This window comes from Enterococcus sp. FDAARGOS_553 (genome assembly GCF_003812305.1).
In the GTDB taxonomy this organism is placed as follows: Bacteria; Bacillota; Bacilli; order Lactobacillales; family Enterococcaceae; genus Enterococcus_D; species Enterococcus_D gallinarum.
Genome location: NZ_CP033740.1, coordinates 1,879,227 through 1,905,921 on the forward strand (window position 1 = coordinate 1,879,227; position 26,695 = coordinate 1,905,921).

General features: G+C 41.9%; 21 protein-coding genes. 20 read left to right on the forward strand and 1 reads right to left on the reverse strand.

From position 1 onward, the window contains the following. Window positions 1–99: 99 nt before the first annotated feature. On the forward strand, window positions 100–1,545 hold the full coding sequence (cls, locus tag EGX73_RS09505) for a cardiolipin synthase (RefSeq protein ID WP_003127628.1): 1,446 nt from the start codon (window positions 100–102) through the stop codon (window positions 1,543–1,545). A 126-nt stretch (window positions 1,546–1,671) separates the two neighbouring features. On the opposite strand, the gene EGX73_RS09510 is transcribed toward cls, so the two are convergent. Beyond that, window positions 1,672–1,791: a DUF4044 domain-containing protein gene (locus EGX73_RS09510; protein WP_005471881.1), complete on the reverse strand. Its 120-nt coding sequence runs from the start codon at window positions 1,789–1,791 to the stop codon at window positions 1,672–1,674. Window positions 1,792–2,122: 331 nt separating this feature from the next. Between EGX73_RS09510 and EGX73_RS09515 the strand changes: the two genes are divergently transcribed. The 19 genes from EGX73_RS09515 (at window position 2,123) to EGX73_RS09605 (ending at window position 26,617) form a co-directional block, all read left to right on the forward strand. Continuing rightward, entirely contained in the window at window positions 2,123–2,491 is a 369-nt protein-coding gene (locus tag EGX73_RS09515) for a DUF3397 domain-containing protein (protein ID WP_123866903.1), read from the forward strand. A gap of 206 nt (window positions 2,492–2,697) precedes the next feature. Next, window positions 2,698–3,129 (forward strand): division/cell wall cluster transcriptional repressor MraZ, encoded by a 432-nt coding sequence (mraZ, locus tag EGX73_RS09520; protein WP_123867081.1) that lies wholly within the window; start codon window positions 2,698–2,700, stop codon window positions 3,127–3,129. Window positions 3,130–3,143: 14 nt separating this feature from the next. Next, window positions 3,144–4,103, forward strand: coding sequence for a 16S rRNA (cytosine(1402)-N(4))-methyltransferase RsmH (gene rsmH, locus EGX73_RS09525; RefSeq protein ID WP_041119495.1), 960 nt, complete (start codon window positions 3,144–3,146; stop codon window positions 4,101–4,103). 5 nt (window positions 4,104–4,108) lie between these two features. Beyond that, window positions 4,109–4,528, forward strand: a complete 420-nt coding sequence (ftsL, locus tag EGX73_RS09530; RefSeq protein WP_003127633.1) for a cell division protein FtsL — start codon at window positions 4,109–4,111, stop codon at window positions 4,526–4,528. Further along, window positions 4,529–6,736: a penicillin-binding transpeptidase domain-containing protein gene (locus tag EGX73_RS09535; protein ID WP_005471887.1), complete on the forward strand. Its 2,208-nt coding sequence runs from the start codon at window positions 4,529–4,531 to the stop codon at window positions 6,734–6,736. 12 nt (window positions 6,737–6,748) lie between these two features. Then, window positions 6,749–7,711: a phospho-N-acetylmuramoyl-pentapeptide-transferase gene (gene mraY, locus EGX73_RS09540; protein WP_005471888.1), complete on the forward strand. Its 963-nt coding sequence runs from the start codon at window positions 6,749–6,751 to the stop codon at window positions 7,709–7,711. A gap of 14 nt (window positions 7,712–7,725) precedes the next feature. Then, the gene (murD, locus tag EGX73_RS09545; RefSeq protein WP_003127636.1) at window positions 7,726–9,102 is read left to right on the forward strand and encodes a UDP-N-acetylmuramoyl-L-alanine--D-glutamate ligase; all 1,377 of its coding nucleotides are present in this window, start codon (window positions 7,726–7,728) and stop codon (window positions 9,100–9,102) included. Beyond that, on the forward strand, window positions 9,099–10,193 hold the full coding sequence (murG, locus tag EGX73_RS09550; RefSeq protein WP_003127638.1) for an undecaprenyldiphospho-muramoylpentapeptide beta-N-acetylglucosaminyltransferase: 1,095 nt from the start codon (window positions 9,099–9,101) through the stop codon (window positions 10,191–10,193). The genes murD and murG overlap by 4 nt, the downstream gene beginning before the upstream one ends. Before the next feature lie 86 nt (window positions 10,194–10,279). After that, on the forward strand, window positions 10,280–11,230 hold the full coding sequence (locus EGX73_RS09555; protein WP_003127639.1) for a cell division protein FtsQ/DivIB: 951 nt from the start codon (window positions 10,280–10,282) through the stop codon (window positions 11,228–11,230). A gap of 154 nt (window positions 11,231–11,384) precedes the next feature. Next, entirely contained in the window at window positions 11,385–12,701 is a 1,317-nt protein-coding gene (ftsA, locus tag EGX73_RS09560) for a cell division protein FtsA (protein ID WP_003127640.1), read from the forward strand. Between the two features lie 31 nt (window positions 12,702–12,732). Then, a complete protein-coding gene (gene ftsZ, locus EGX73_RS09565) occupies window positions 12,733–13,971 on the forward strand; it encodes a cell division protein FtsZ (RefSeq protein WP_003127641.1) in 1,239 nt (412 codons plus the stop codon). Window positions 13,972–13,983: 12 nt separating this feature from the next. After that, complete coding sequence (locus EGX73_RS09570) at window positions 13,984–14,658, forward strand: YggS family pyridoxal phosphate-dependent enzyme (protein ID WP_003127642.1); 675 nt, start codon at window positions 13,984–13,986, stop codon at window positions 14,656–14,658. Between the two features lie 13 nt (window positions 14,659–14,671). Further along, window positions 14,672–15,286, forward strand: coding sequence for a cell division protein SepF (locus EGX73_RS09575; protein ID WP_005471891.1), 615 nt, complete (start codon window positions 14,672–14,674; stop codon window positions 15,284–15,286). 17 nt (window positions 15,287–15,303) lie between these two features. Further along, window positions 15,304–15,576: a YggT family protein gene (locus EGX73_RS09580; RefSeq protein WP_029487179.1), complete on the forward strand. Its 273-nt coding sequence runs from the start codon at window positions 15,304–15,306 to the stop codon at window positions 15,574–15,576. A gap of 18 nt (window positions 15,577–15,594) precedes the next feature. Next, window positions 15,595–16,377 (forward strand): RNA-binding protein, encoded by a 783-nt coding sequence (locus EGX73_RS09585; RefSeq protein WP_003127645.1) that lies wholly within the window; start codon window positions 15,595–15,597, stop codon window positions 16,375–16,377. Window positions 16,378–16,396: 19 nt separating this feature from the next. After that, complete coding sequence (locus tag EGX73_RS09590; RefSeq protein WP_003127647.1) at window positions 16,397–17,146, forward strand: DivIVA domain-containing protein; 750 nt, start codon at window positions 16,397–16,399, stop codon at window positions 17,144–17,146. Window positions 17,147–17,521: 375 nt separating this feature from the next. Then, on the forward strand, window positions 17,522–20,317 hold the full coding sequence (ileS, locus tag EGX73_RS09595) for an isoleucine--tRNA ligase (protein ID WP_005471892.1): 2,796 nt from the start codon (window positions 17,522–17,524) through the stop codon (window positions 20,315–20,317). Between the two features lie 371 nt (window positions 20,318–20,688). Then, entirely contained in the window at window positions 20,689–25,176 is a 4,488-nt protein-coding gene (gene gltB, locus EGX73_RS09600) for a glutamate synthase large subunit (RefSeq protein ID WP_029487177.1), read from the forward strand. Between the two features lies 1 nt (window position 25,177). Continuing rightward, a complete protein-coding gene (locus tag EGX73_RS09605) occupies window positions 25,178–26,617 on the forward strand; it encodes a glutamate synthase subunit beta (RefSeq protein WP_029487176.1) in 1,440 nt (479 codons plus the stop codon). Window positions 26,618–26,695 lie beyond the last annotated feature (78 nt).

Genomic DNA, 26,695 nt, shown 5'->3' on the forward strand with positions numbered 1-26,695 from the left:
TGAAACAGATCTGCTGACTAGCAGGTCTGTTTTTCATTTGCCGACACCTTTACTTTAGACTGCAAGTTCGCTATTCTTTTAGGAGAGGTGAGGGTTGGTATGTTAGTTATGGATAACCTGTTCACGATCATTTTCTTCGTGAACATTTTGTTGTCGATTGTGATTATTTTTAGAGAAAGACGGCAAACGGCTCAGACATGGGCGTGGTTGCTTGTTTTATTGTTTATACCAGTCGTGGGATTTGTACTCTATTTTTTCTTTGGTCGCGGAATCTCCAAAGAAAAAATTTTCGATTTGAGGACACAAGCCAAAATTGGTTTGAACGTGGAGCTGGAAGAGCAAAAGCAAGCGCTGCAGCGGAATCTTTATCCCCATCCGCCCACTGCGCAAGTAGAAGTCAAACAGCTCGTTTATTTATTGACGATCTATGGTCAGTCGTTATATACCACTACAAATGAAATGACTCTTTATAAAGATGGTCGAAAAAAATTTGATGCATTACTCAAAGATATTGAAGGCGCCACAGATCATATCCATATGCAATATTATATTTATCGCAGTGATACATTGGGGGGAGAAGTACGAGATGCTTTGATCCGTGCAGCCAAACGAGGAGTGAAAGTCCGTGTGCTTTTGGATGCTTGGGGCAGCACCCAGGTTTCACTGAAATTCTTCGATGAATTACGGGTTCATGGCGGTCAAGTTGCGTTCTTTTTCCCGTTGTTCGTTCCTTATCTCAATCCTCGGATCAATTATCGCAATCATCGGAAAATTGTCGTGATCGACGGCAAGATTGGTTATACCGGTGGTTTCAATGTTGGAAATGAATATTTAGGTGAGGTGGAAAAATTTGGTTATTGGCGGGATAATCATCTGCGAATTTTAGGACCAGCTGTTTACTCACTACAAAACCGGTTTTTGATGGACTGGAATTCACAACATGCTATCGAAATCAAATATGAAGCAGCGTTGTTTCCAATGATCGAAACAAACGGAACGATTGCTGCACAGGTAGTGACTAGCGGTCCTGATTCAGAACACGAAGAGATAAAGATAACTTATTTGAAGATGATTAATTTAGCCAAAAAAGAAATTTTGATTCAAACTCCCTATTATATTCCTGATGAATCGATCCACAATGCCTTGAAACTGGCACTTTTGTCCGGTGTTTCTGTTCATTTGCAGATCCCTAATAAACCAGATCATCCACTTGTCTATTGGGCAACTTACTCTTTTGCTGCTGAGTTATTAGCCTATGGTGCAGTGGTAGAGACTTATGAGAAAGGTTTTATGCACGCCAAAACGATGATTGTTGACAGTGGGGTCGTTTCGATTGGTTCTGCGAATATTGATGTTCGTTCGTTTCGACTTGACTTTGAGGTCAATACAGTTGTCTATGATGCAAAAGTTGCTGAGGAAGCGCGCCAAGCATTTTTTGCTGACTCCAAGGATTCAGAGGAATTGACTTTGGAAAAATACCGGAATCGCCGATTGTTGATCAAGGTCAAAGAGGGATTAGCACGACTTGTTTCGCCGCTTCTATAGAAACTATTTAGTAAACGTAGGTGAAAGTTGGGTAACAAAAAAACAGCAGTAATGCTGAAGCACCTCTTCTAACGTTTGTTTTTTGGATCAACGTTAGAAGGTGATTCATGCAACTGCTGTTTTTTATTATTTCATGATACTTGTGTAGGCTGCCAGAAAAACTGACCCGACTGTCAAAATAAGCATTGTCCAAATAACTACTTGAGTGATTTTGGCGAAGGTGCTTTTTGGTTTTTTTTCGTTCATCGTGATCCACCTTTTAGATTGATTTCTAGTCACAGTTTACCTCCAATTACCAAAGAACTCAAGCTGCTATTCTTATAAATTAAGAAATCTTGAATATTTTGCAAGAGCACAAAAAGTTTTTTCAAAGATTCTCTTGTTGAAGGGTGGTTGTTCTGTTTTAATTAGTAAAGATATAGAAAAAAAATAAGTAGAAAATAAGCAGGATGCTTGAGTAAGGAAAGTAAAAGATTGCAGACTGTCTTATTGGACCGCGGATTTTTAAACGAACTGAAACATAGATGTAAAGAAAATAAAGTATAGTTACACTAGCTGTTAGAAAGGATTTGTTTGTATGTCTGGATTTGGGCCTGCTGTTTTATTTTGGTATATCTTTCCATTAGTCGTTTTTTTTGCTTGCAGATTTTTAGTTTCTGCGTTGTCTTTGAAAGAACGGTTTGGACTGAAGGCACCCGACTTAGCTGTGCCTTTTTTGGTGATTGGGATTCATCAGTTATCAAAGAATACTTTTGAGCAATCGATCACTCCCTATTATTTGATCTCTATCTTATTACTGGGGATTCTCTTAGCTGTCTTTCAAGCGTATTATTACGAAGAAATCCAGTATGGCAGATACATCAAAATGTACTGGCGGAGTATCTTTTTGTTTACATTGATTTTCCATGTTGTTTTGATCATTTTAAATATCGTCACGCATTTGTAATTTGTGACAGGGAGAACCCTTATCCCATCGAGATTTTTCTGCTTAAAGTTTTTTTAAAAACTTTTTAAGAGAAAGAAACTCCTGTTTTTTCGTTTGGTAAAAATTAGTCAAAGAACTTCACTTTTAAATTTCACGTTAAATGTGGTAGAAAGTGGGGGATTGTGGTAGACTGTGATTATCAGGTGGAGATCGGGGGTTATTTATCGATGTTTATGGGTGAATTTCAACATTCGATAGATGCAAAAGGCCGACTAATCGTTCCTTCAAAACTGCGAGAAAAACTCGGAGAAAAATTTGTTGTGACACGTGGATTAGATGGCTGTTTATTTGGCTACCCCTTATCTGAATGGGAAAAACTAGAAGAAAAACTGAACGAAATGCCCTTGGCGAAGAAAGATGCTCGGATATTCGTACGTTTCTTTTATTCCGCTGCCACGGAGTGCGAGATCGACAAACAAGGTCGTATCAATATTCCGGCAACCTTGCGTGAACACGCGTCACTTATGAAAAGCTGCGTGATCATCGGCGTTTCCAACCGGATTGAGATCTGGGATGAAGCGCGTTGGCAAGCATTTACCACTGAAGCAGAAGAAAATTTTGATGAAATTGCTGAAACAATGATTGATTTTGGCTTATAGGAAGAGGAAAGCGCATGGCAGAATTTCAACACTACACCGTAATGTTGAAGGAGACAGTGGACGGTTTAGCTATTCGTCCGGATGGAATCTATGTCGATTGTACATTAGGTGGAGCGGGTCATAGTGAATATTTATTGTCCCAATTATCAGAAGAGGGACACCTCTACGCATTTGACCAAGATCAAAAAGCGATCGATCATGCCAAAGAACGCTTAGCGTCTTATGTGGCTAAAGGAATGGTCACGTTTATAAAAAGCAATTTCCGCTATTTAAAGGAAGCTTTGCAGCAACAGGGTGTCGATCAAGTAAGTGGTGTGTTGTATGATTTAGGCGTTTCTTCGCCGCAATTAGATGAAGCAGAACGTGGGTTCAGTTATCATCAGGATGCACCATTAGATATGCGGATGGATCAGTCGGCTGCTTTGACTGCTTATGAGGTAGTGAATCAATTTGATTATCACCAACTTGTAAAAATTTTTTTCCGTTATGGAGAAGAAAAATTTTCAAAACAAATTGCTCGTGAAATTGAACGGACACGAGCAAATAAACCAATCGAAACGACTGGAGAATTAGTCGAGATTATCAAAACAGCGATTCCCGCTCCGGCGCGGCGCAAAGGCGGACACCCGGCCAAACGGATCTTCCAAGCCATTCGGATTGCTGTGAATGATGAATTAGGTGTCATTGAAGAATCTTTGGAACAGGCCATCGATTTATTGGAAAAAAATGGACGAATCAGTGTTATCACTTTCCATTCTTTAGAAGATCGAATCGTCAAGTCTACGTTCAAAGCTTACAGCACCCCAAAAGATGTGCCACCAGGGTTGCCGATCATCCCCGAAGAATTTCAACCAGTACTAAAATTAATTACTCGAAAACCACTTCTTCCCTCTGAAGAAGAAGTATCTGAAAACAATCGTTCCCGTAGTGCTAAACTGCGGATCGCGGAAAAAATGAAGGAAAGCGAAGGTTAGCAATTATGGCAGAACTAAAAGTTCATGATTATGAATTTGAAGAAACGTCTGAACAAGAGTTTTATGCTCACTCTGAACCGACAATTGAACAGCTGCCAAGCGAACCTGAGCGTCCTGAGGTTATCCGTGTACCAGCATCTCCTGCTCGCCGGTTAAAAAGTATCTCTAATTTAGAAAAACTGATTGCAGCATTTGTGATCATTGCCGTTTTGACATTAGCGATCCTGACGATCAATATTCGGACTACGATCAGTCAAGTCGAACATGATATTTCACTGATCCAATCAGACATCAATGAAAAAAATAGTCAAGCAGAACAATTAGAGCAAGAAAGAAACGAACTTTCTAAAACTGAGCGTATCAAAAAGGTTGCTGAGGATAATGGATTGTCGATCGATGATGACAATTTAAGGAAAGTGGATTAAATGAAGCTAACAGATAAATTCAAGCAATACTTGAAAAAGAAAAACCAAACTACAACGAACAATCGCAAAAAAGTAGGTATTATTCTCTTTGCTACGAGTATTGGATTGTTCTTTTTGTTTGTCACGCGTTTGAGCTACATTGTTATCGTAGGTAATGTGGCAGGTACTTCATTGGCTGAGAAAACCAAGAGCCTTTATCAAGGAAGCGAAGTTGTCAAAGCAAAACGCGGGACAATCTATGATCGCAACGGGATCGCAATCGCAGAAGATGCAACTTCTTATTCTGTTTATGCTATTTTGTCAAAATCCTACGTTAGTGGGAAAAAGAATTTATATGCTGAAGAGAAGAACTTTGATAAATTAGCCAAAATTCTGAATGAGCAACTAGGTATTGATCAGAATGAGGCTGTGCAAACTTTGGAAAAAGGTCTAAAAGAAGAACGTTGGCAAGTGGAATTCGGTAGCCAAGGAAGTAAAATGACGCTGGAGAAAAAGACAGCGATCGAAGAAGCAATGAAAAAAGAAGGAATCGCTGGCCTTTATTTTACAGATCATCCTTCTAGAATGTATCCTAATGGAATTTTCTCTTCTCACTTTATCGGCTATGCTCTAGCAGAAAATGAGGAGAACGACTCTTCTGGCTTAGTAGGAAAAACTGGTTTAGAAGCTGCTTATGATGATGTATTATCCGGAACAGACGGGAAAATCGTCTATCAAAAGGATAACAATCAAAACCCGCTACCGGGAACGGTGGCAGAATCAGTGGCAGCGGTAGATGGCAAAGATATCTATACAACGATTGATAGCCGGATTCAAAGCTATTTAGAAACGCTCATGGATAAAGTGTTCAAAGAATACAAGCCAGAAGATCTGACTGCCACATTAATGAATGCAAAAACAGGAGAAATCGAGGCGATGGCACAAAGGCCAACCTATGATCCTGATGATTTAAGTACCATCAAAACCTGGCAGAATTTATTGGTCGAAGACAACTATGAACCAGGATCGACCATGAAAGTCTTAACCACAGCTGCTGCTATCGATCAAGGGATATTCGATGAAAATGAAACTTTTACACCAAGTCCGGACGGATTGAAACTGTATGATGCGACAATCAATGACTGGGACTTTGGTCAAAAAGGAACATTGACGATGCGTCAAGCTCTTTCTTGGTCAAGTAATATTGGGATGGTTACTTTGGAACAACGAATGACAGACCGTTGGCAACAATACTTGCAACAGTTTGGATTTGGTCGCAGTACGTACTCGGGTCTGCCAAATGAGAATACTGGGATCATGCCGGAAAATAATCCGGTCAGTCAAGCAATGACTTCATTTGGTCAAGCAATCGGTGTGACGAATTTTCAAATGATGCAGGCTTTTACCGCAGTCGCAAATAACGGCACGATGGTCAAGCCGCAATACATCAGCAAAATCGTGGACAATGAAACAGGTGAAGAGACTGTAACACAGCCAGAAGTTGTTGGACACCCTATCACGGAACAAGCAGCGACGAAAGTTCGAGAATATATGCGTGATGTGGTAGAAAGTGAAAACTACGGAAGTGCGTATGGTGTCTATAGTGTACCTGGTTACAATATTTCAGCAAAAACTGGGACTGCCCAAGTAGCTGATCCAAAAACTGGGAAATACTTATCTGGGGATTCCAATTACTTGTACTCAATCGTAGAAATGGTTCCTTCAGAAGACCCTGAATACATTCTTTATCTAACAATTAAATTACCAGAACACCACGACAGCGAAGCATTGGCAAAAATCGCCAATCCGTTGATGAAACGCGTGATGGATTTAAAGAAAGCAACATTAGAAGAAACAGCAACAGAAAATAGTCAGAAAGTAACCGTCAATGATTATCGTAAATTAGATACAACTACCGCGGCAACTGATGTACAAAAAATTGGTCTAGCACCTGTAGTATTAGGGGATGGAAAAACAGTTATCGATCAGTCTGTGGACAGTGGATCGAAAGTACTGCCAGGAGAAAGACTTCTTTTGCTAACGGATAGTGACAAAATTTATATGCCTGACACCACCACATGGTCAAAAGCTGATTTAGTCAAATTGGGCAACATGTTGGATGTTGATGTCAAATTTGAGGGCGACGGGTATTGTGTTTCCCAAAGTCTTGCATCTTATGAGGAAATCACGGATCAAACAATTACCTTCAAATTGAGCGAAAAAGAATAGGGAGAGAACACTATGGAATGGACAGAGATGATATTGCCACTTGCCAGTAGTTTTGCAATCGTTACTGCTGCAATGCCGCTGTTTATCGGCTATTTTCAAATGAAAAAATACGGACAAGAGATTCGAGGAGAAGGGCCAAAATGGCACAATGTCAAAGCTGGCACTCCTACAATGGGCGGCTTCGTATTTTTGATTGCGGCATTGATCACAGCAGTTTGGGTTGGCGCATGGCAAAAGCAGTTGACCGCATCGCTGTTCATTTTGTTATTTATTATCTTGGTTTATGGTGCGCTTGGATTCTTGGACGATTTCATCAAAATTTTCAAGAAACGCAACATGGGTTTAAACTCTTTACAAAAATTGATCGGACAAATCATCGGTGGGATTGTCTTTTATCTGGTCTTTTTATCAGAAGGCAATGCGAATGTTTTGAATCTCTTTGGATTTGAGCTGCCGCTATCGATCTTTTACGGCGCATTTGTGATTTTTTGGTTAGTTGGCTTTTCAAACGCCGTCAACTTAACAGATGGGATTGACGGCTTGGTTGCTGGACTCGGTACGATCTCATTTGCAACTTATGGCCTCATTGCTTGGCGTCAAGATCAAATCGATATCCTGATCGTCTGCTTAGCGGTCATTGGAGGATTGATCGGCTTCTTCCCTTACAATCGTAAACCAGCTAAAATTTTCATGGGTGATGTGGGCTCCCTTGCATTGGGCGGTCTTTTAGCAGCAGTTTCAATACTGCTTCACCAAGAATGGACATTATTACTTGTCGGACTTGTCTATGTGATTGAGACAGCAAGTGTCATGCTGCAAGTCGCTTCTTTCAAATTGACTGGTAAACGAATTTTTAAAATGTCGCCTATTCATCACCATTTTGAAATGAGTGGCTGGTCGGAATGGAAGATCGATACAATTTTTTGGCTGATTGCTTTAGGATGTTCGATCATCACATTAGTGATTGTATGGTAGGAGAGAGGAATCATATGAAAAATATAAATGAATATCAAAATAAAAAAGTTCTTGTGCTAGGATTAGCAAAAAGTGGGTTCAGTGCGGCTAAATTGTTACATGATTTGGGCGCGCTTGTTACTGTTAATGACGGAAAACCCTTTGCCGAAAATCCAGAAGCACAGGATCTTTTGGCGTTAGGCGTTAAAGTAATCACCGGCAGTCACCCAATTGAACTACTGGATGAGGGTTTTTCACTTGTGGTCAAAAATCCTGGGATTCCTTATGATCAGCCTATTGTCCAAAAAGCGATCGAGAAAAATATCCCAATCATTACGGAAGTAGAGTTAGCTTACAAAATTTCGGAAGCACCGATCATTGGAATCACTGGAACGAATGGAAAGACCACGACCACTACGATGATCGCTAATGTTTTAAATACGGGATTTAGTGAAGGCCGGGCATTGTTGTCTGGAAATATTGGCTTTCCAGCAAGTAACGTCGCCCAAACCGCTAGCGCTAAAGATCGCTTGATCATGGAACTTTCCAGCTTCCAATTGATGGGGATCGAAACATTACATCCCAAGATTGCAGTCATCACGAATATTTATGAAGCTCATCTAGATTATCATGGCAATCGATCCGAATACGTGCGGGCTAAATGGCGGCTGCAGCAAAATATGACAGCAGAAGATTTTCTAGTCATCAATTGGAACCAGCCAGAATTAGTCGAACTTTCTCAACAAACAAAAGCAAAAGTGATTCCATTCTCGACACAACAAAAAGTGGCCGGTGCGTATCTTTTTGAAGAGCAGTTATATTTCAAAGATGAGGCAATCATGCCTGTTTCTGAACTGGGCGTTCCCGGCAGTCACAATGTTGAAAATGCATTAGCTGCAATCGCAGTGGCAAAATTAGAAGGGATAGCAAATGAGGCTATCGTTCAAGCATTGCATACATTTAGCGGTGTACCTCACCGTACTCAGTATGTTGATACGATTGAAGGGGTTCGCTTTTTCAATGATTCGAAAGCCACAAATAGCTTGGCGACAGAGATGGCTTTAGGTGGTTTCCAAAAGGATCAGTTGATTTTGTTGGCTGGAGGATTGGATCGCGGCAACTCCTTTGATGAGCTGATTCCATCACTGCAAGATCTCAAAGCGATTGTTTTGTTCGGACAAACAAAAGAGAAACTTGCTGAAGCCGCACGTAAAGCAGGAATCAAAACGATTAAATTGACAGAAGATGTAACTACAGCTGTTCCTTTGGCTTATCAATTAAGCCAACCGGGAGATACCGTTTTATTATCACCGGCCAATGCAAGCTGGGACCAATACCCGAACTTTGAAGTACGGGGGGATAAATTTATGGCGGCAGTAGCAGAACTTAACAGAAATGAGCGAAGTGAATGAAAATACTAGTAACTGGCGGTGGAACCGGCGGGCATATTTATCCGGCATTGTCTTTTGTCGATTATGTTCGTTCCATTGATCCAACAGCTGAATTTTTATATATTGGGGCTACCCGTGGATTAGAGAACAAAATCGTTCCACCAACCGGGATTCCTTTTAAGACGTTAGAAATACAAGGCTTTAAACGAAAACTTTCATTGGACAATGTCAAAACAGTCCAACTTTTCCTGAAAAGTTATCGTGAAGCAAAGAAAATACTCAGAGAATTTCAACCGGATGTAGTGATCGGGACAGGTGGCTATGTCTCTGGTGCTGTGGTCTACGCGGCATCAGTACTTAAGATCCCAACGATCATCCATGAACAAAATAGTGTTCCTGGAATCACTAATAAATTTTTGACCAGATATGTGGACAAGATTGCTATTGCTTTTCAGGATGCAGCGCACTATTTTCCGGATAAGAAGACGGTCTTGGTGGGGAATCCCCGCGGGCAAGAAGTAAAAAACAGTCAGAAGTCTGCGATCCTTGCTTCCTATGACCTTGACCCTAAGAAAAAAACTGTTTTAGTCTTTGGCGGCAGTCAAGGAGCACTGAAAATCAATCAAGCGATTATCGAAGCAATTCCGCTTTTTGCAAAGAAAGATTATCAACTGTTATATGCTTCTGGTGACCGTTATTACCAAGAAATCGAAGAGAAGATCGGTATGTCGAAAGATGCCTTTCCAAATATCAGCATTCGCCCCTACATCGATCAAATGGCAGAAGTCATGGCGAATAGTGACTTGTTGATCGGACGAGCTGGCGCTACATCGATCGCTGAATTTACTGCATTGGGATTACCAGCGATTTTGATTCCTAGTCCTTATGTGACGAATGATCATCAAACAAAAAATGCGCAAAGCTTAGTCAATGCTGGGGCAGTCAAGATGATTGCGGACAATGAGTTGAACAGTCAAAATCTAATTGAGTGTGTCGATGCGATCATGAGTGATGAAAACGTACGGATGGAAATGGCAAAGGCGTCGAAAGAGCAAGGAATCGGTGATGCATCTGAGCGACTATTTCGACTTGTGCAAGAGGTAATCAAATAGTACAATGTGTTGGATAGAAAGGAGAGATTGTCATCAGTAAAGATAAGAAATCTCATGATAATCAAACCACCCCCACGACTGAAGAATTGACCCCTTGGCAGAAAGAAAATCTGCGTTATCAAAAAGAAAAAGGCGATCAACCTGTATGGTCACCCTCTGTCATTTCCGGGATTCACTCAGATGAAGAACAATCAGAAGACCAAACAGAAGAAAAGCACGAAGAAGGCGCAGAGACTGAAGATTCAGAACAAGCTCCCCGCTCTTTTGCTGATCGATTGCCCAATTTAAAAAAATACCGTAATCGAGTATTGTTGCGCCGATTGCTGTTGATTATTGGTGTTTTGCTGATCCCGTTGTTATTTATTCTGTATTACGTCTCCCCGTTGAGTAAGTTAGCGGATGTTAAAGTCGTGGGCAATGATCAAGTGTCCGCCCAATCAATTATTGAACATTCGGAATTAACGACTGGAGAAGAAATATGGCCGCAGTATTTTGACAGCGAACAAACGGAACAAGCCATCAAAAAAGCGTTGCCTCGTGTCAAAAATGTTCAAGTGACAATCACTTCTTTAAACCAGTTCAAGATTCGGGTATCGGAGTACCAAGAGGTGGCATTGCTAGCAAGCGATAATCATTATTCACCTATTCTTGAAAGTGGTGTCGTGGTCAATGAACCGAGTGACCAGCCTCTGGAAGGACTACCTATTTTAGAGAGCTTTTCAGATCAGTCAAAAATCAAAGAAGTACTGACTGCTTATCAGAAGCTCAGTCAAGAGATTCGTGAAGGAATTTCTCAAATCAAGTACACGCCTCGGGACAGTAATGACGAGTTGTTAACGATCTATATGAATGATGGTAACCAAGTGATTGTGAACATTTCAAATATGGCTAGTCAAATGCAGTATTATCCGCAAATCGCAAAAGATTTGAAAGAAGACAGTATCATCGATATGGAAGTGGGCATCTTTACTTATCCGATTTCCAATACAAAAGACAGTGACTCGGCAACAGAACAATCGACCGAAGGGGATTCTTAGGAAAAATTCAAGAGTTTTTTTCATTAACTTGTTTCTAAAAATCGCTATTATATGGTAGAATTGGTAACAGTGAACAAATTATTCTAATTAGATATAAATACGAACTTTTCAAGGTTCGCGATATATGCAAATTAAGTAGGAGGGAACCCCATCCATGGCAAAAACGGGAATGTATGTTGGCCTCGATATTGGTACGACATCTGTGAAAGTTGTTGTAGCTGAATACGTTGATAGCCAAATGAACATTATTGGTGTAGGAAATGCAAAATCAGAAGGAATCAACCGCGGAATCATTGTAGACATTGACAAGACGGTTCAAGCCATCCAAAGAGCAGTAAGACAAGCAGAAGAAAAAGCGGGTATCCAAATTCGCAGTGTGAGCGTGGGTGTGCCAGCCAATCTGTTAGAAGTTGAAAATTGCCAAGGGATGATTGCTGTCAACAGCGAATCAAAAGAAATCACAGATGACGACGTGCGTAACGTAGCATCAGCAGCGCTCGTTCGATCTACACCTCCTGAAAGACAGATCATTGCCATTTTACCGCAAGAGTTTACTGTGGATGGCTTTGAAGGGATCAAAGATCCTCGCGGAATGATCGGTGTCCGCTTGGAGATGTTTGGGGTAGTTTATACAGGCCCTAAAACGATTTTGCACAATATTCGCAAATGTGTTGAAAAGTCCGGCTTGATTGTTAACGAACTTGTGATCACACCACTAGCTTTGACTGAATCGATTTTATCAGATGGCGAAAAAGATTTTGGTACGATCGTGATTGATATTGGTGGCGGTCAAACAACAACTTCGGTAATGCATGACAAACAGTTGAAATTCACCCATGTCAATCAAGAAGGTGGAGAATTTGTAACAAAAGACATCTCTACTGTGTTGAATACTTCTTTCAATAATGCAGAAGCGCTAAAAATCAATTATGGTGATGCTTATCCTGAACGTACATCGGCAAGCGAAGAATTCCCAGTGGACGTCATTGGTAAATCTGAACCTGTCAAAATCGATGAACGGTATCTTGCTGAAATCATCGAAGCACGGATGGAGCAAATCTTTAATAAATCAAAAGATGTCTTGAATGAAATCGATGCGTTTGAATTACCAGGCGGAATTATTTTGACTGGCGGAGCTGCTAGCTTACCTGGCGTTGTCGATTTAGCACAGGAAGTCTTCGAAACAAATGTGAAATTATACGTGCCAAACCATATGGGATTGAGAAATCCGGTTTTCACTAATGTGATCAGTATCGTTGATTATTCTGCTAATTTAAGTGAAGTTTATCAGCTTGCTAAAAGCGCAATCACGGGTGAACGTACGACGCAACAACCTGTTGCTGTTCAACAAGAGATTTCTTATGAGCAGTATGAGGCTCCAGAAGAAACTTATGAAGAACCAGAAGAAGAGAAGAAAGGCGAATCGATCACGAATCGTGTAAAAGATTTCTTCTCAAATATCTTTGAATAATCTAAAACGATACTCAGGAGGAAGATAAACTATGGAATTTTCAATTGATAACAATATCAATGATGGCGCTGTAATCAAAGTTATCGGTGTCGGCGGCGGCGGCGGCAATGCTGTCAACCGTATGATCGAAGAAAACGTTAAAGGTGTCGAATTTATCGCTGCCAATACAGATGTGCAAGCATTGAAAAATTCAAAAGCTGAAACAGTGATCCAATTAGGCCCTAAATATACTCGCGGTCTAGGTGCTGGCTCTCAACCTGAAGTTGGAGAAAAAGCAGCAGAAGAAAGTGAAGACGCAATTCGTGATTCCTTGCAAGGCGCTGATATGATCTTTATCACTGCCGGCATGGGTGGAGGTACCGGAACTGGGGCAGCTCCGATCGTTGCAAAACTTGCCAAAGAAATCGGTGCATTGACAGTCGGCGTAGTAACTCGTCCATTCACATTTGAAGGACCAAAACGCGGCCGTTTCGCAGCTGAAGGAATTGCAAAACTAAAAGAAAACGTCGATACATTATTGATCATCTCCAACAACCGTTTATTGGAAGTTGTTGACAAGAAGACACCAATGCTGGAAGCATTCCGTGAAGCAGACAATGTATTGCGTCAAGGGGTACAAGGAATCTCTGATCTGATTACTGCACCAGGCTATGTCAACTTGGACTTTGCTGACGTGAAAACAGTAATGGAAAATCAAGGAACAGCATTGATGGGTATTGGTGTTGCTAGCGGCGAAGAACGTGTCATCGAAGCAACGAAAAAGGCGATCTCTTCTCCATTGCTAGAAACATCTATCGATGGTGCAGAACAAGTCTTACTGAACATCACTGGCGGATTAGACATGACTTTATTTGAAGCACAAGATGCTTCTGATATCGTAGCAAGTGCTGCAACAGGCGACGTAAATATTATTCTAGGAACTTCAATCAATGAAGACTTAGGAGATGAAATCCGTGTGACTGTGATTGCAACAGGTATCGATCCTTCAAAAAAGGAACGCTCTTCTCGTACAAGCAGACAAAGTCAAATCCATTCAATTCCACAAAAACCAACGTTAGATATGGATCAGGCGAAACCTTCACACGTAGAAGATGATCATGGCTTTGGTGATTGGGATATTCGTAAAGAACAAAACGTTCGTCCTAAAGTAGAAGAAAGCCAATTTGAGAATGTTGAAAAAAAAGAATTTGATACATTCAATAGAGATGAAGTAAAAACAAATGACGACGATGAATTAAGTACACCACCATTCTTCCGTCGCAAACGCTAGGAGGCAGAGCACATGATTTCTGAGAACTTGCACAAGATCCAGCAAGAGATCCAGGATTCTTGTGCTCTTGTTTCTAGAAAAGCAAGTGAGGTTCGTCTGGTTGCTGTGACAAAATCTGTCGATAGTGAAAAAACACGGAAGATCATCGAAGCCGGTGTCACTGACTGTGCGGAAAACCGAGTAGAAAAACTCCTGGAAAAAAAGCAGCAACTAGCAGACTTTCCAGAAGTAAACTGGCATTTTATTGGTAATTTGCAACGCAGAAAGGTAAAATCAATTATAAATGAAGTTGATTATTTCCATGCGTTAGAATCGCTGAAATTGGCGCAAGAAATTCAAAAACGAGCAGCAAAAACGATTGCTTGTTTTGTAGAAGTCAATATTTCAGGTGAAGCAAGTAAACAAGGAATTGCACCAGACGACGTTGTTTCATTTATTGAAGAGTTGCAGCCCTTTGATAAAATCAATGTCATCGGCTTGATGACCATGGCACCACTTGCTTCTTCAGAAGCAGAGCAGCTCCATTATTTTCATCAGTTGAAAGAATTACAAGAAAAAATCGCAGCGCTGCACTTGGCACATGCTCCATGTACAGAAACAAGTATGGGAATGAGTAATGATTTTGCCGTTGCGATCCAAGCGGGTGCGACAGTTGTTCGCATCGGCACCGCATTATTTCAGGAGTAAAGGAGGTTGACATATGTCTTTAAAAGAGAAATTGACCAATTTTTTTGGATTGACAGATGAAGAAGATTATTACGAAGAAAGCGTGGTAGCTCAAGAATCTGTGCGATCCCCGCAAAATATCGCCGTCAATCAAGGTAGTTCTTATGTTGCACCACGCACGACTCGTGCTGAAAATCCAACGAATACATTTTCACGAAGCCATATGCCATCACAGCAAGCGCAAGCGCAGCGTTCAACAGCATCAAGTGCGTCCTTTGAAAGACAACAACGCCCTGTCCAGAAGACAGAGGAAAAGGTCGTTTCTATGGCCCAACAACGCAGTAATCCCAAAACAAAAGAAATAAAGTCCAAGGCTGCAGGCAAGATTACTATCGTAGAACCAAGAGTTTATTCAGAAGCGATGGGAATCGCGAAACAAGTGATCAATGGCGATGCAGTACTTGTTAATTTTCATTTAATTGAGGAGTACCAAGCACGGCGAATAGTTGATTTTTTGACGGGAACAGTGTACGCTGAAGATGGCGATATCAAGCGTGTTGGAGATGAAATCTTCTTATGTACGCCAAAAGGAATGGAGATCGAGGGAACTGCTCAAACATTAGCAGATAGTAATTTCTTCGATATCTGAGTCAAGGAGGAAAGCATATTTTAGTCTTTAGGTTATTAAATCTATTCAGTGATGCAGTATATCTCTATACAGTATTATTAGTGATCTATGCCTTGCTTTCTTGGTTTCCGGGAGGATACCAATCAGCATTTGGACGTTTCTTAGCAAAAATCTGTGAACCATATCTAGGTTTGTTTGATCGTCTAAATCTGAGTTTCGCTGGCATCGACTTTACGATTGCATTTGCCATTATCGTTCTGCAGCTAGCAACGCAAGGTCTGTTCGTTCTTCTACAAGCAATCTTATTCTAACGTAAGGGGTGAATATCGATGAACGCAAATGTCTATCAGCATTTTCGAAGCGATGAGCACCCTTTTATTGATTCTGCGCAAGGCTGGATCGAACAAGTGCAGATGCAATACGCACCCTATTTAACAGATTTTCTTGATCCGCGGCAAGCCTATATTTTAGAAAGTCTGATTCGGCAATCAACCGATTTGAGTTTTCAATTTTTTGGCGGATATGAAGCTGCTGAAAGAAGACGGTGCCTGATCTACCCAGACTATTACCAACCAGCAAGTGAAGAATTTGATTTGGTATTATTCACCATTATCTATCCAAAAAAATTCACGGTTTTAAGTCATGGGAAGGTTTTAGGAACGTTAATGGGCACAGGGGTCAAAAGGGAATACTTTGGTGACATCATTTCTGATGGGGAAAATTGGCAAGTATTTGTGGCAAGCGAAATCAGTCATTTTGTCCAAACACAGGTCGATAAAATCGGGAATGTCTCAGTTCGCCTCGAAGAAACGAAGTACACGGAATTGATCGTACCAAAAGACGGCTGGAGCGAAGAACGAGAAACGGTCAGCTCTCTCCGTTTGGATACTGTCATTTCTGCTGTCTATAATATTTCGCGCCAGCGTTCCAAACAACTCATCGAGTCTGGCAAAGTGAAAGTCAATTGGACAGAAACATTACGTCCGGATTTTATGTTGGATCTACTGGATATCGTATCAATCAGAGGATTTGGGCGTATCCAGATTCAGGGGTTAGAAGGCACGACAAAAAAAGAAAAAGTTAGATTGTTATTAGGTGTATTACGTAAATAAAACAAAGAGGTGTAAACTTATGGCATTAACTCCATTAGATATTCAAAACAAAAGCTTTTCAGTAAAAATGCGCGGTTACAATCAGGATGAAGTCGATGACTTCTTAGATATGATCGTTCGTGATTATGAAGAAGCTGTTCAAAAGAACCGTGAACTAGAAAAATCATTGAAGCATGCAGAAGAAAAACTTGAGTATTTCAATGAATTGAAAGATGCATTGAACCAATCGATCATCGTGGCTCAAGATACCGCAGACAAAGTAAAAACGAGCGCAAGCAAAGAATCTGAAGTGATCGTTACTTCTGCTCAAAACCGTGCAGATGAATTAGTAACGAATGCCGAAAAACGCGCTCATGCATTGACAACAGCTGCAGAAGAAAAAGCCAAAGAAATTCTGACGGATGCAACCAATAATGCGCGTCAATTGGCAACTGAAACCAATGATTTGAAGAAGAAAACGCGTGTTTTCCACAACAATCTTTTGGTTATGCTGCAAACACAATTAGAGCAAGTAAAAAGTCCAGAATGGGAAGAAATTTTGGCGCCATTTTCTAGCTATGTAAAAGATTCTCATCAAGTAATCAAAGAAGTTTTATCAAAAGAACTTGACAGCGAAAATGATTCTGAAGTAAACTCAGAAGCAGTGGAGAGTCCAGTAGAAATCGTGGAATCCAGTGAGAAAGAAATTGATGTAGAAGAAAATCCAGAAGTGAAAACATTGGATGATGCACGTCAATTACTAGATGAATTAAATAAAACAAATGACTAATATACAGAACAGAAAAATTTCTTATACTTTTAAAGCGAGTCTGGGAGAGTGGAAGCCGGATAAAACCCTGTAAGAAATTAGATCATCTGTTAGTCTTGGTCTTGAACAGTGGTAGAGTCCAACGTTTGATCTCGTTACCGATCAACAAAGAATTGTCACTGACAATAAAATTTGGGTGGTACCACGAACACGTTCGTCCCTTTCCGGGATGGATGTGTTTTTTTTATAGCTTCATAGCCTATGGGCTTATTAGAAGGATTTGGTCGATTCAATGAGTGAATTCACTGAAATTGAGGCAGGATAGACAAAATTGTTTGATCGACATGTGCTTGCACATGCCATAATCATGAGTAATCAGTAAAAGGAGCGAATACAATGAAGATGAAAGAAACATTGCATCTGGGAAAAACGGCTTTTCCGATGCGGGGAAATTTGCCTAATCGCGAAATCGAATGGCAAAAAGATTGGGAAGAACAAAATATCTATCAACAAAGACAAGCACTGAACGAAGGGAAACCAACATTTGTCTTACATGATGGCCCTCCCTATGCGAATGGCAATATCCACATTGGTCATGCATTAAACAAAATCAGTAAAGACATTATTGTACGTTCTAAATCAATGTCAGGATTCCGCTCACCTTATGTACCAGGTTGGGATACGCATGGATTGCCGATCGAACAAGTGCTGACAAACAAGGGCATCAAACGCAAAGAAATGACACTTTCGGAATATCGCAAAAAATGCGAAGAGTATGCTTTGACACAAGTAGATACCCAACGTGAGGACTTTAAACGTTTAGGAATCTCAGGTGATTGGGATCATCCTTACATCACTTTGACACCTGATTACGAAGCTGCTGAAATCCGCGTATTCGGAAAGATGGCAGAAAAAGGCTACATCTATAAAGGATTAAAGCCAATCTACTGGTCACCATCCAGCGAGTCTTCATTGGCAGAAGCAGAGATCGAATACAAAGATGTCAAATCACCTTCGATCTATGTCGCTTTTCCTGTAGCAGATGGAAAAGGAATCCTTGATGAAGATACATCTTTCGTTATTTGGACGACGACACCTTGGACATTACCAGCAAACTTAGGAATTTCAGTAAACCCAACGTTTACTTATGTTCAAATCATGGCAGATGGCCGTAAATTTGTAATCGCCAAAGATTTGTTGGAGACTGTTCAAGCAGCTATTGGATGGGAAAGTGTTGAAATCTTGCAAGAAATTGCTGGAGAAAAACTAGAATACATGACTGGCCAGCATCCTTTCTATGATCGGACTTCATTGGTGATGCTAGGTGACCATGTCACGCTGGAAGCAGGTACTGGATTGGTTCATACTGCTCCTGGGCACGGGGAAGACGACTACATCGTAAGCAAAAAATACAAATTAGATGTCCTATCTCCTGTCGATAGTCGTGGGATGTTTACGGAAGAAGCACCAGGATTTGAAGGAATCTTCTATGATAAAGCGAACCCAATGATCACCGATTTGTTAGCAGAAAAAGGTGCATTATTGAAACTTGATTTCTTTGTCCATAGTTATCCTCATGATTGGCGGACCAAAAAACCTGTTATCTATCGGGCAACACCACAATGGTTTGCTTCAATCGATCAATTCCGTCAAAACATCCTTGATGAAATCGAGAAAGTGGACTGGATCATTCCTTGGGGCAAAACACGCTTGTACAACATGATTCGTGATCGAGGCGATTGGGTCATCTCACGTCAACGTGCCTGGGGGGTACCACTGCCGATTTTCTACGCCGAAAACGGCGAAGCAATCATTACGCCAGAAACGATCGAACATGTTGCAACGCTATTTGAACAACACGGATCAAATATCTGGTTTGAAAAAGAAGCCGAAGAATTATTGCCTGCAGGCTTTACGCATCCGGGTTCACCAAATGGCAAATTCTCTAAAGAAACAGATATCATGGATGTTTGGTTTGATTCTGGTTCTTCTCATGAAGCAGTCTTGCGTCAACGTCCAGAGTTGACTTTCCCAGCTGACATGTATTTGGAAGGTTCAGATCAATACCGTGGATGGTTTAACTCAAGTATCACCACAAGTGTGGCGATCAATGGGGAAGCACCTTACAAATCAGTCTTGTCTCAAGGGTTTACCTTGGATGGTGAAGGCCGGAAGATGAGTAAATCTCTTGGAAATACCATTGCTCCAGAGAAAGTAATCAAACAAATGGGTGCCGATATCCTTCGCCTTTGGGTTAGCAGTGTAGATTATGAAGCAGATGTCCGAGTTTCAATGGATATTTTGAATCAAGTCTCCGAGGTTTACCGTAAGATCCGTAATACAATGCGTTTCTTATTAGCCAATACGGCTGATTTCGATCCAAAAACGGATATGGTTTCTTATGAAAACTTACGCTCTGTAGACAAATACATGCTGGTTCGATTAAACGAAACGATCAAAACCATTCGTGAAGATGGGTATGAGAAATACAATTTCTTGCATATCTATAAGACGATCATCAATTTCTTGACTGGCGATCTTTCTGCTTTCTATTTAGACTTTGCGAAAGATGTTGTTTATATCGAAGCGGAAAATGATCCACAACGGCGAGCAATGCAAACTGTCTTTTACCAAACGGCAGTGGCTTTGACAAAATTGTTGACGCCAATCATTCCTCACACAGCCGAAGAAATCTGGTCTCACTTAAAAGAAGAGGAAGCCTATGTTCAACTAGCTGAATTGCCAAGTTATGAATCATTTGCGAATCAAGCTGAGTTGCTTGATATGTGGACGGCATTTCTTTCATTCCGTGACAATGTCCTGAAAGCACTAGAAGAAGCACGGAATGAAAAACTGATTGGTAAGTCATTGGAAGCAAAAGTGACCATCTATCCATCACAACCGCTGGCAGACCTATTAACGGCTGTTGATGCTGATTTGGCCCAATTATTGATCATTTCACCAGACTTCTTCGAAATCAAAGAGGCAGGAAGTGCCGCTCCAGAAGCAGCGTTACAATTTGAAGATGGTGCAATCTTGATCGAAAAAGCCGATGGTGAAGTTTGCGACCGTTGTCGGCAAGTGCGGACAGATGTCGGAGTGGATGAGAAACTGCCAACACTTTGCGGGCGTTGTGCTCATTTGGTGGAAGAATATTATCCAGAAGCCGTTGCTGAAGGCTTTGAGAAATAAAAATTAGCTGAGAAATAAAGGTAAGCCAAAAATTATCAGTGTGCCGTTGGACGATCTACTTAGATCGTCCGATGGCACACGTTTTTTGTGATCATTTCATTGTGCTGACTTAGTTATCAGCTTTTGTGTCTTTTTCATTGTTTTCTCCTAGCAATAGCAACTAGACGACAGCAACTGATGATAAGAAGCATAGAAGTGACAAAAATGCAGCGCTAGGCAATCGTGCTTGCTTTGTCCCAATCGGTTTTACCCGTTCAGCGTTTTTGAGAGAAAGCTAGACCAACTTGCAGAAAAAGATTGCAAGATTTACATAGAAAAGGTAAACTGTTAAAAATTGGAATATTCAGAATATTTAAAGAAAGGATGAGGGGATGAGGGAAAAAGAGACATTAATGTATGATCCTCGTTTTGAAAGTGATGCTTGTGGCATGGGCTTTATCGTACAAAAAGATGGATTATACTCGAGAAAACTGATTGAAAATGCGTTGACGATGTTAGAACGAATGAATCATCGTGGCGGAACAGGAGCCGAACCAGATACAGGGGATGGTGCTGGTGTGTTGATGGCATTACCTGATCCTTTTTTTCAAGCAATTGCTTTAGCGGCAGAGATTGTTTTACCGCCGAAAGGTCACTATGCAGTAGGCATGTTTTTTTTGCCGCAAGAACGAGAATCCGCAGTCAAATTAAGAAAGGCCGTTGCTCAGGATATTCAGCAAATGGGATTTCGGGTGTTGTGGCAGCGGGAAGTTCCCTATGACTATTCGCAATGTGGTCCAGGAGCACAAAAAGTGATGCCTAGTTTTTGTCAATTCTTTATTGAAAAACCTCTCGATGTGACAGTCGGAAGAGATTTTGAGGACCGTTTGTATCATTTGCGGCGACAATTAGAAAAAAACTATGCAGCCCAGGAACTAGCCATCTGCAGTCTTTCTAGCCAAACAATCGTCTATAAAGGCATGTTACATGCTTATCAGGTCGGACTGTTTTATACGGACTTACAAGATCCGCGTATGACTTCCAGTATCGCATTGACTCATTCTCGTTTTTCAACCAATACTTTTCCTAGCTGGAATCGCGCGCAGCCTTTTCGTTTTTTAGCCCATAATGGGGAAATCAATACGTTAAGAGGAGCCGAAAATTGGATGCATAGTCATCAAATCGAAGTCTATGATGAGGAAAATTCGGACTCCGCAAAACTTGAGAATTGCATGGAATTCTTGTATCGCCAAGGGAGAGATTTACCTCAGGCGCTTTTGATGATGGTACCTGAAGCCTGGTCGAAAGAAGCCGGTTTGCCAGAAGAACTAGTTGCTTTTCATGAGTACAATGCTAGTTTTATGGCACCATGGGATGGACCGGCAGCGCTTTGTTTTACGGATGGTGAGCTGGTGGGTGCTGCTTTGGATCGCAATGGGTTGCGGCCTTCCCGCTATTCAATTACGAGGGATGGCTTAGTTGTCGTAGCATCCGAATCAGGGGTGGTTGATCTACCCGCAGCAGAGGTAATTGAAAAAGGGGTTTTAGGTCCAGCCAATATGTTTTTGGTCGATACCAAAAATGGCTTGATTTTGAGAAATAAAGAGATCAAAGAAAAATATGCGCAAGCTCATCCTTATCGCGAATGGTTGACAGAAAATTTGTTAACGATGGATGACTTACCAGAACCCCCTTTTTCTGATGGATTATCGACAGAGACACTACAGCGGTTATGGAAACTTCACGGGTACACCGACGAAGTCATCCGGACACTGCTGATCCCTATGGCTCAGACAGGAGAGGAACCGGTTATCTCCATGGGATTTGATTCACCATTAGCAATCTTAAGTGAACGTCCCCAGTCGCTTTTTACGTACTTTAAGCAACAATTCGCACAGGTAACGAATCCACCAATTGACGCGATTCGCGAAAAGCTAGTGATCGGTACAGAATTATTTCTGGGACGAGATGGCGATGTTACAAAAGATCTTAGCCAAAATTGCCATAAATTAAAAATCGCTAGTCCGATTTTAACCACAAGCGAGTATCTGAAGATCAAACATCTAAGTCAGAAACAACAATCGGCGGCAGTCCTCTCTACTCTTTATTCTGTGACTGGCAATGAGCAGCAAACACTGCACCATGCATTGGATACTCTTTTTAAAGAAAGTGAAGCCAAAATTGATCAAGGGGCTACGATTCTCGTGTTAAGTGATCGCGAACCCATTGCACCACAACTAGGTAAGATGGCAATTCCTGTCTTGTTGGCTGTTTCGGGTTTGCATAATTACTTGGTGCGAAAAGGAAAGCGAGCGCTTGCCTCACTCATTGTTGACACGGCTGAAGTCTGCGAAGTTCATCACTATGCTATGTTAGTTGGCTACGGTGCCAGTGGGATTCATCCTTACGGGGCTTACGAAACGCTGCATTATTATGACATGAGTGATCATGTCGAAAATTATCGACAGGCCTGTGAGAAGGGACTCATAAAGATTATGTCTCGTATGGGAATTTCAACTATTGCCGGTTATCATGGTGCTCAGCTCTTTGAAGCTGTCGGTATCTCACCACAAGTCACTGAGGTTTATTTTACGGGAACTGTTTCTCGGATTGGCGGCCTGTCGTTGAAACAAATCGAACAAGAGTATTTTGAGCGATACGAAGCTGCCTATGGTGAAAAACAACAGGATTATCTAGATTCGGGAGGCAGCTTTCAGTTTAAAGCAGAAGGTGAGCATCACCTTTTTAATCCCAAAACCATCTATCACTTTCAAAAAGCGGTGCGCACAGGAGATTATCAGTTGTACAAGGAGTATGCAGCTGTCATGAATCAAGAGGCTTTAAGCACACCCACGACACTTCGTTCACTATGGGAGTTCACACCTTCGCGTCAGCCAATTCCATTGGAGGAAGTAGAGCCTGCTGTCCAAATCGTCAAACGATTCAAAGTAGGAGCAATGTCTTATGGATCGCTAAGTGAGGAAGCTCATAAATGTATTGCTGAGGCAATGAATGCCATCGGAGCTAAATCAAATAGTGGAGAAGGCGGGGAACATCGCGAGCGTTTCAAAGCGGTCAACGGCAAAAATTACAATAGTCGGATCAAGCAAGTTGCTTCTGGACGTTTTGGAGTTAATGCGGAGTATTTAATGAGTGCCGATGAGTTGCAGATCAAGATGGCTCAAGGAGCGAAGCCAGGTGAAGGCGGTCAACTGCCTGGAAATAAAGTTTTCCCTTGGGTCGCTGAGATTCGCGGATCAACCCCTGGGGTTCGCTTGATTTCACCACCTCCTCATCACGATATTTATTCGATTGAAGATTTGGCACAATTGATCCATGATTTAAAGACCATCAACCCTTATGCGCGAATCAATGTGAAGCTGGTTGCCAGTACGGGTGTTGGAACGATTGCAACCGGTGTTGTCAAAGCAGGTGCTGATGTTGTTGTAATATCAGGCTATGATGGCGGTACCGGTGCTTCTCCCCGCAATTCCATCAGAGATGCGGGCTTGCCTTGGGAAATGGGGTTAGCAGAAGCTCATCAAACATTGGCACTCAATCATCTTCGTCAGCGGATGACCTTAGAAACGGATGGTAAATTGATGACGGGAAGGGATATTGCGATTGCGGCACTTTTAGGTGCTGAAGAGTACAGTTTTGCTTCATTGGCCCTTGTTGCGATCGGCTGTGTGATGATGAGAGTCTGCAGTCTGAATACTTGTCCCGTGGGTATTGCCACCCAAAATCCAGCTTTACGAAAGTTTTTTGCTGGTAAACCGGAACATATTATTCATACTATGTTTTTCTTAGCAGAAGACCTCAGAGAAATCATGGCAGAACTGGGTTTTCGTACCATTGATGAGATGGTGGGGCACACAGAAGTCTTGGTACCTCGTTTCATTGCCAAAGGGAAAGCAAAATCATTGGATTTCGCTCGCATCTTGGGTACGACACTTCCGATTGCACGTAAAGTGACGGATCCTTTTTTGGAGAAACGACAATGGCCAGAATTGGATAGTTTTGCCAAAGCAGCAATTGAAAAACAACATCCTGTTGCTATCAGTCAACCGATCAACAATATTCAACGTTCTGTTGGTGCCCGCATAGGGGGATGGATTGCAGAACGCTTTGGGAACTATGAACTTCCTCCAGGATTGCTGCAATTCAATTATCAAGGAATTGCGGGTCAAAGTTTTGGTGCCTTTGCAACGCAAGGACTTGAGCTGAGATTGGTTGGAGAAGCCAATGATTACGTAGCCAAAGGATTGAGTGGTGGCCGTTTGATCATTGTACCGCCAGCAGATGCTAGTTATGATATTGAACAGTCGCCCATTGTAGGTAATGTGGCTTGCTTTGGGGCAAATCGAGGAGAAGGATATTTCAGAGGTCTGGCAGGAGAACGTTTCTGTGTTCGAAATAGCGGAGCCAAAGTGGTTGTAGAAGGAATCGGCGATCATGGCTGCGAGTATATGACTGGAGGTGTCGCTGTTATTCTAGGCAAGACGGGCCGCAATTTTGCTGCTGGCATGTCTGGAGGTGTCGCCTATGTGTACGATCCGGAGCAAGCGTTTGCTGCTCAATGCAATTTAGAAATGGTGGAATTGTTTAAGGTAGATGAGAGCGGGGATGATGCGGTATTGAAAGAATTGATCGAGAACCATTTTGCCTATACAGATTCCTTAAAAGCAGCCGAGATTCTAAGCGATTGGCTCTATCATAAGCAGTTGTTCATCAAAGTTTATCCTAAGGAATATCATCAAATGGTGGAAGCGACTCATCAATTGGCGCAACAAGGTCTCTCAGGAGATGAACTGATCGCTAAAGCTTTTGAGTCAGTTGTCGGTCCTCAGATGACGATCCCAGGAAAGGAGCATGACTAGTATGGCAGATCCTTTTGGTTTCTTAAAATACCCTCGAAAAGAAAATCCGTATCGTCCGGTAGCAGAGCGGATCACTGATTGGCAAGAACTGCAAGAACCATTGCCGGCAAGTGAGCGGCAAGAACAAGCAGCAAGATGTATGAATTGTGGCATTCCTTTTTGTCATACCGGTTCTTTCTATGGCGGGCAACGGACAGTTTCTGGATGCCCCAACGATAATTTGATTCCTGAATGGAATGATCTTGTTTATCAAGGCAGGTTTCAAGCGGCTTTTGAACGGTTAGCGAAAACGAATCCATTACCTGAAATGACCGGACGGGTTTGTCCAGCTCCTTGTGAGAAAGGCTGCACGGAGGCACTAAATGGGAGCGGGGTCACGATTCATGACAATGAGCGTTTCATTATCGACACTGCATTTGAGAATGATTGGGTCCGAGCATCGGGAGAACCGCAAGCAGCAACTGGTTTCAAAATCGCCATCATTGGCAGTGGACCAGCTGGTCTATCCGCTGCTTGGCGCTTGAATCAGTTAGGTCATCAAGTGACGGTTTATGAACGCAGTGATCGTTGCGGGGGGTTGCTGATGTATGGCATCCCTAATATGAAACTAGATAAAACAGTGGTTCAGCGCAGAATCGATTTGATGGCAGAACTAGGCGTGACGTTCCTAACGAATGTCGAAGTCGGCCGCGACATTTCTGCTGAAGAATTAGAAGCTGCTTATGATCGTGTTATTATTTCTACTGGCGCCAGTGTTCCGCGGGATTTAAAGATCCCAGGAAGGTCTTTGACAGGGATTCAGTTTGCTGTTGATTATTTGACAGCAGCAACCAAAGAGGTATTGAACCATGGAAAAGCTGCGAATGAATCCTTGGCAGGCAAACACGTGGTCGTGATCGGCGGCGGAGATACCGGAAATGATTGCTTAGGGACTGCGATGCGCCAAGGGGCTGCTTCTGTTCGTCAGTTGGAAATCACGCCACAGCTTCCACCACAGCGTTTAGCTGAAAATCCATGGCCTGAATACCCAATGACAGCTAAAATCGGGTATGGTCAGGAAGAAGTTGCTGCGGTTCTACAGGAACATACGTATCACAGCATTTCGACGACTGCTTTTGTAGGAGCGGAACGGGGACAGGTGATTGGGATCGAAACAGTCAAAGTAGATGAGAATTTTCAGCCAATCTCTGGTACAGAGCAAGTGATGAAAGCCGATTTAGTTTTGTTGGCAATGGGCTTCTTAGGTCCAGAAACACACTTGTTAGACACCTTCAATGTACGTGAAATCTATGATGATTATACAACCAATAATGAACGGGTTTTAGTAGCTGGTGATGCAAAAAGAGGTCCTAGCTTAGTGATTTGGGCAATTCGAGAGGGGCGGCTCGCTGCGGAGAAAGTCGATCAATCGCTGAGGGCCTTGATTTATCAACAAATTTAGCAAAAACAACGGGAAAAATGCGACAGATAAGACAAATAAACCGAAGGCTATCTCTGAAAAGCGATGCGCAATCTTGCG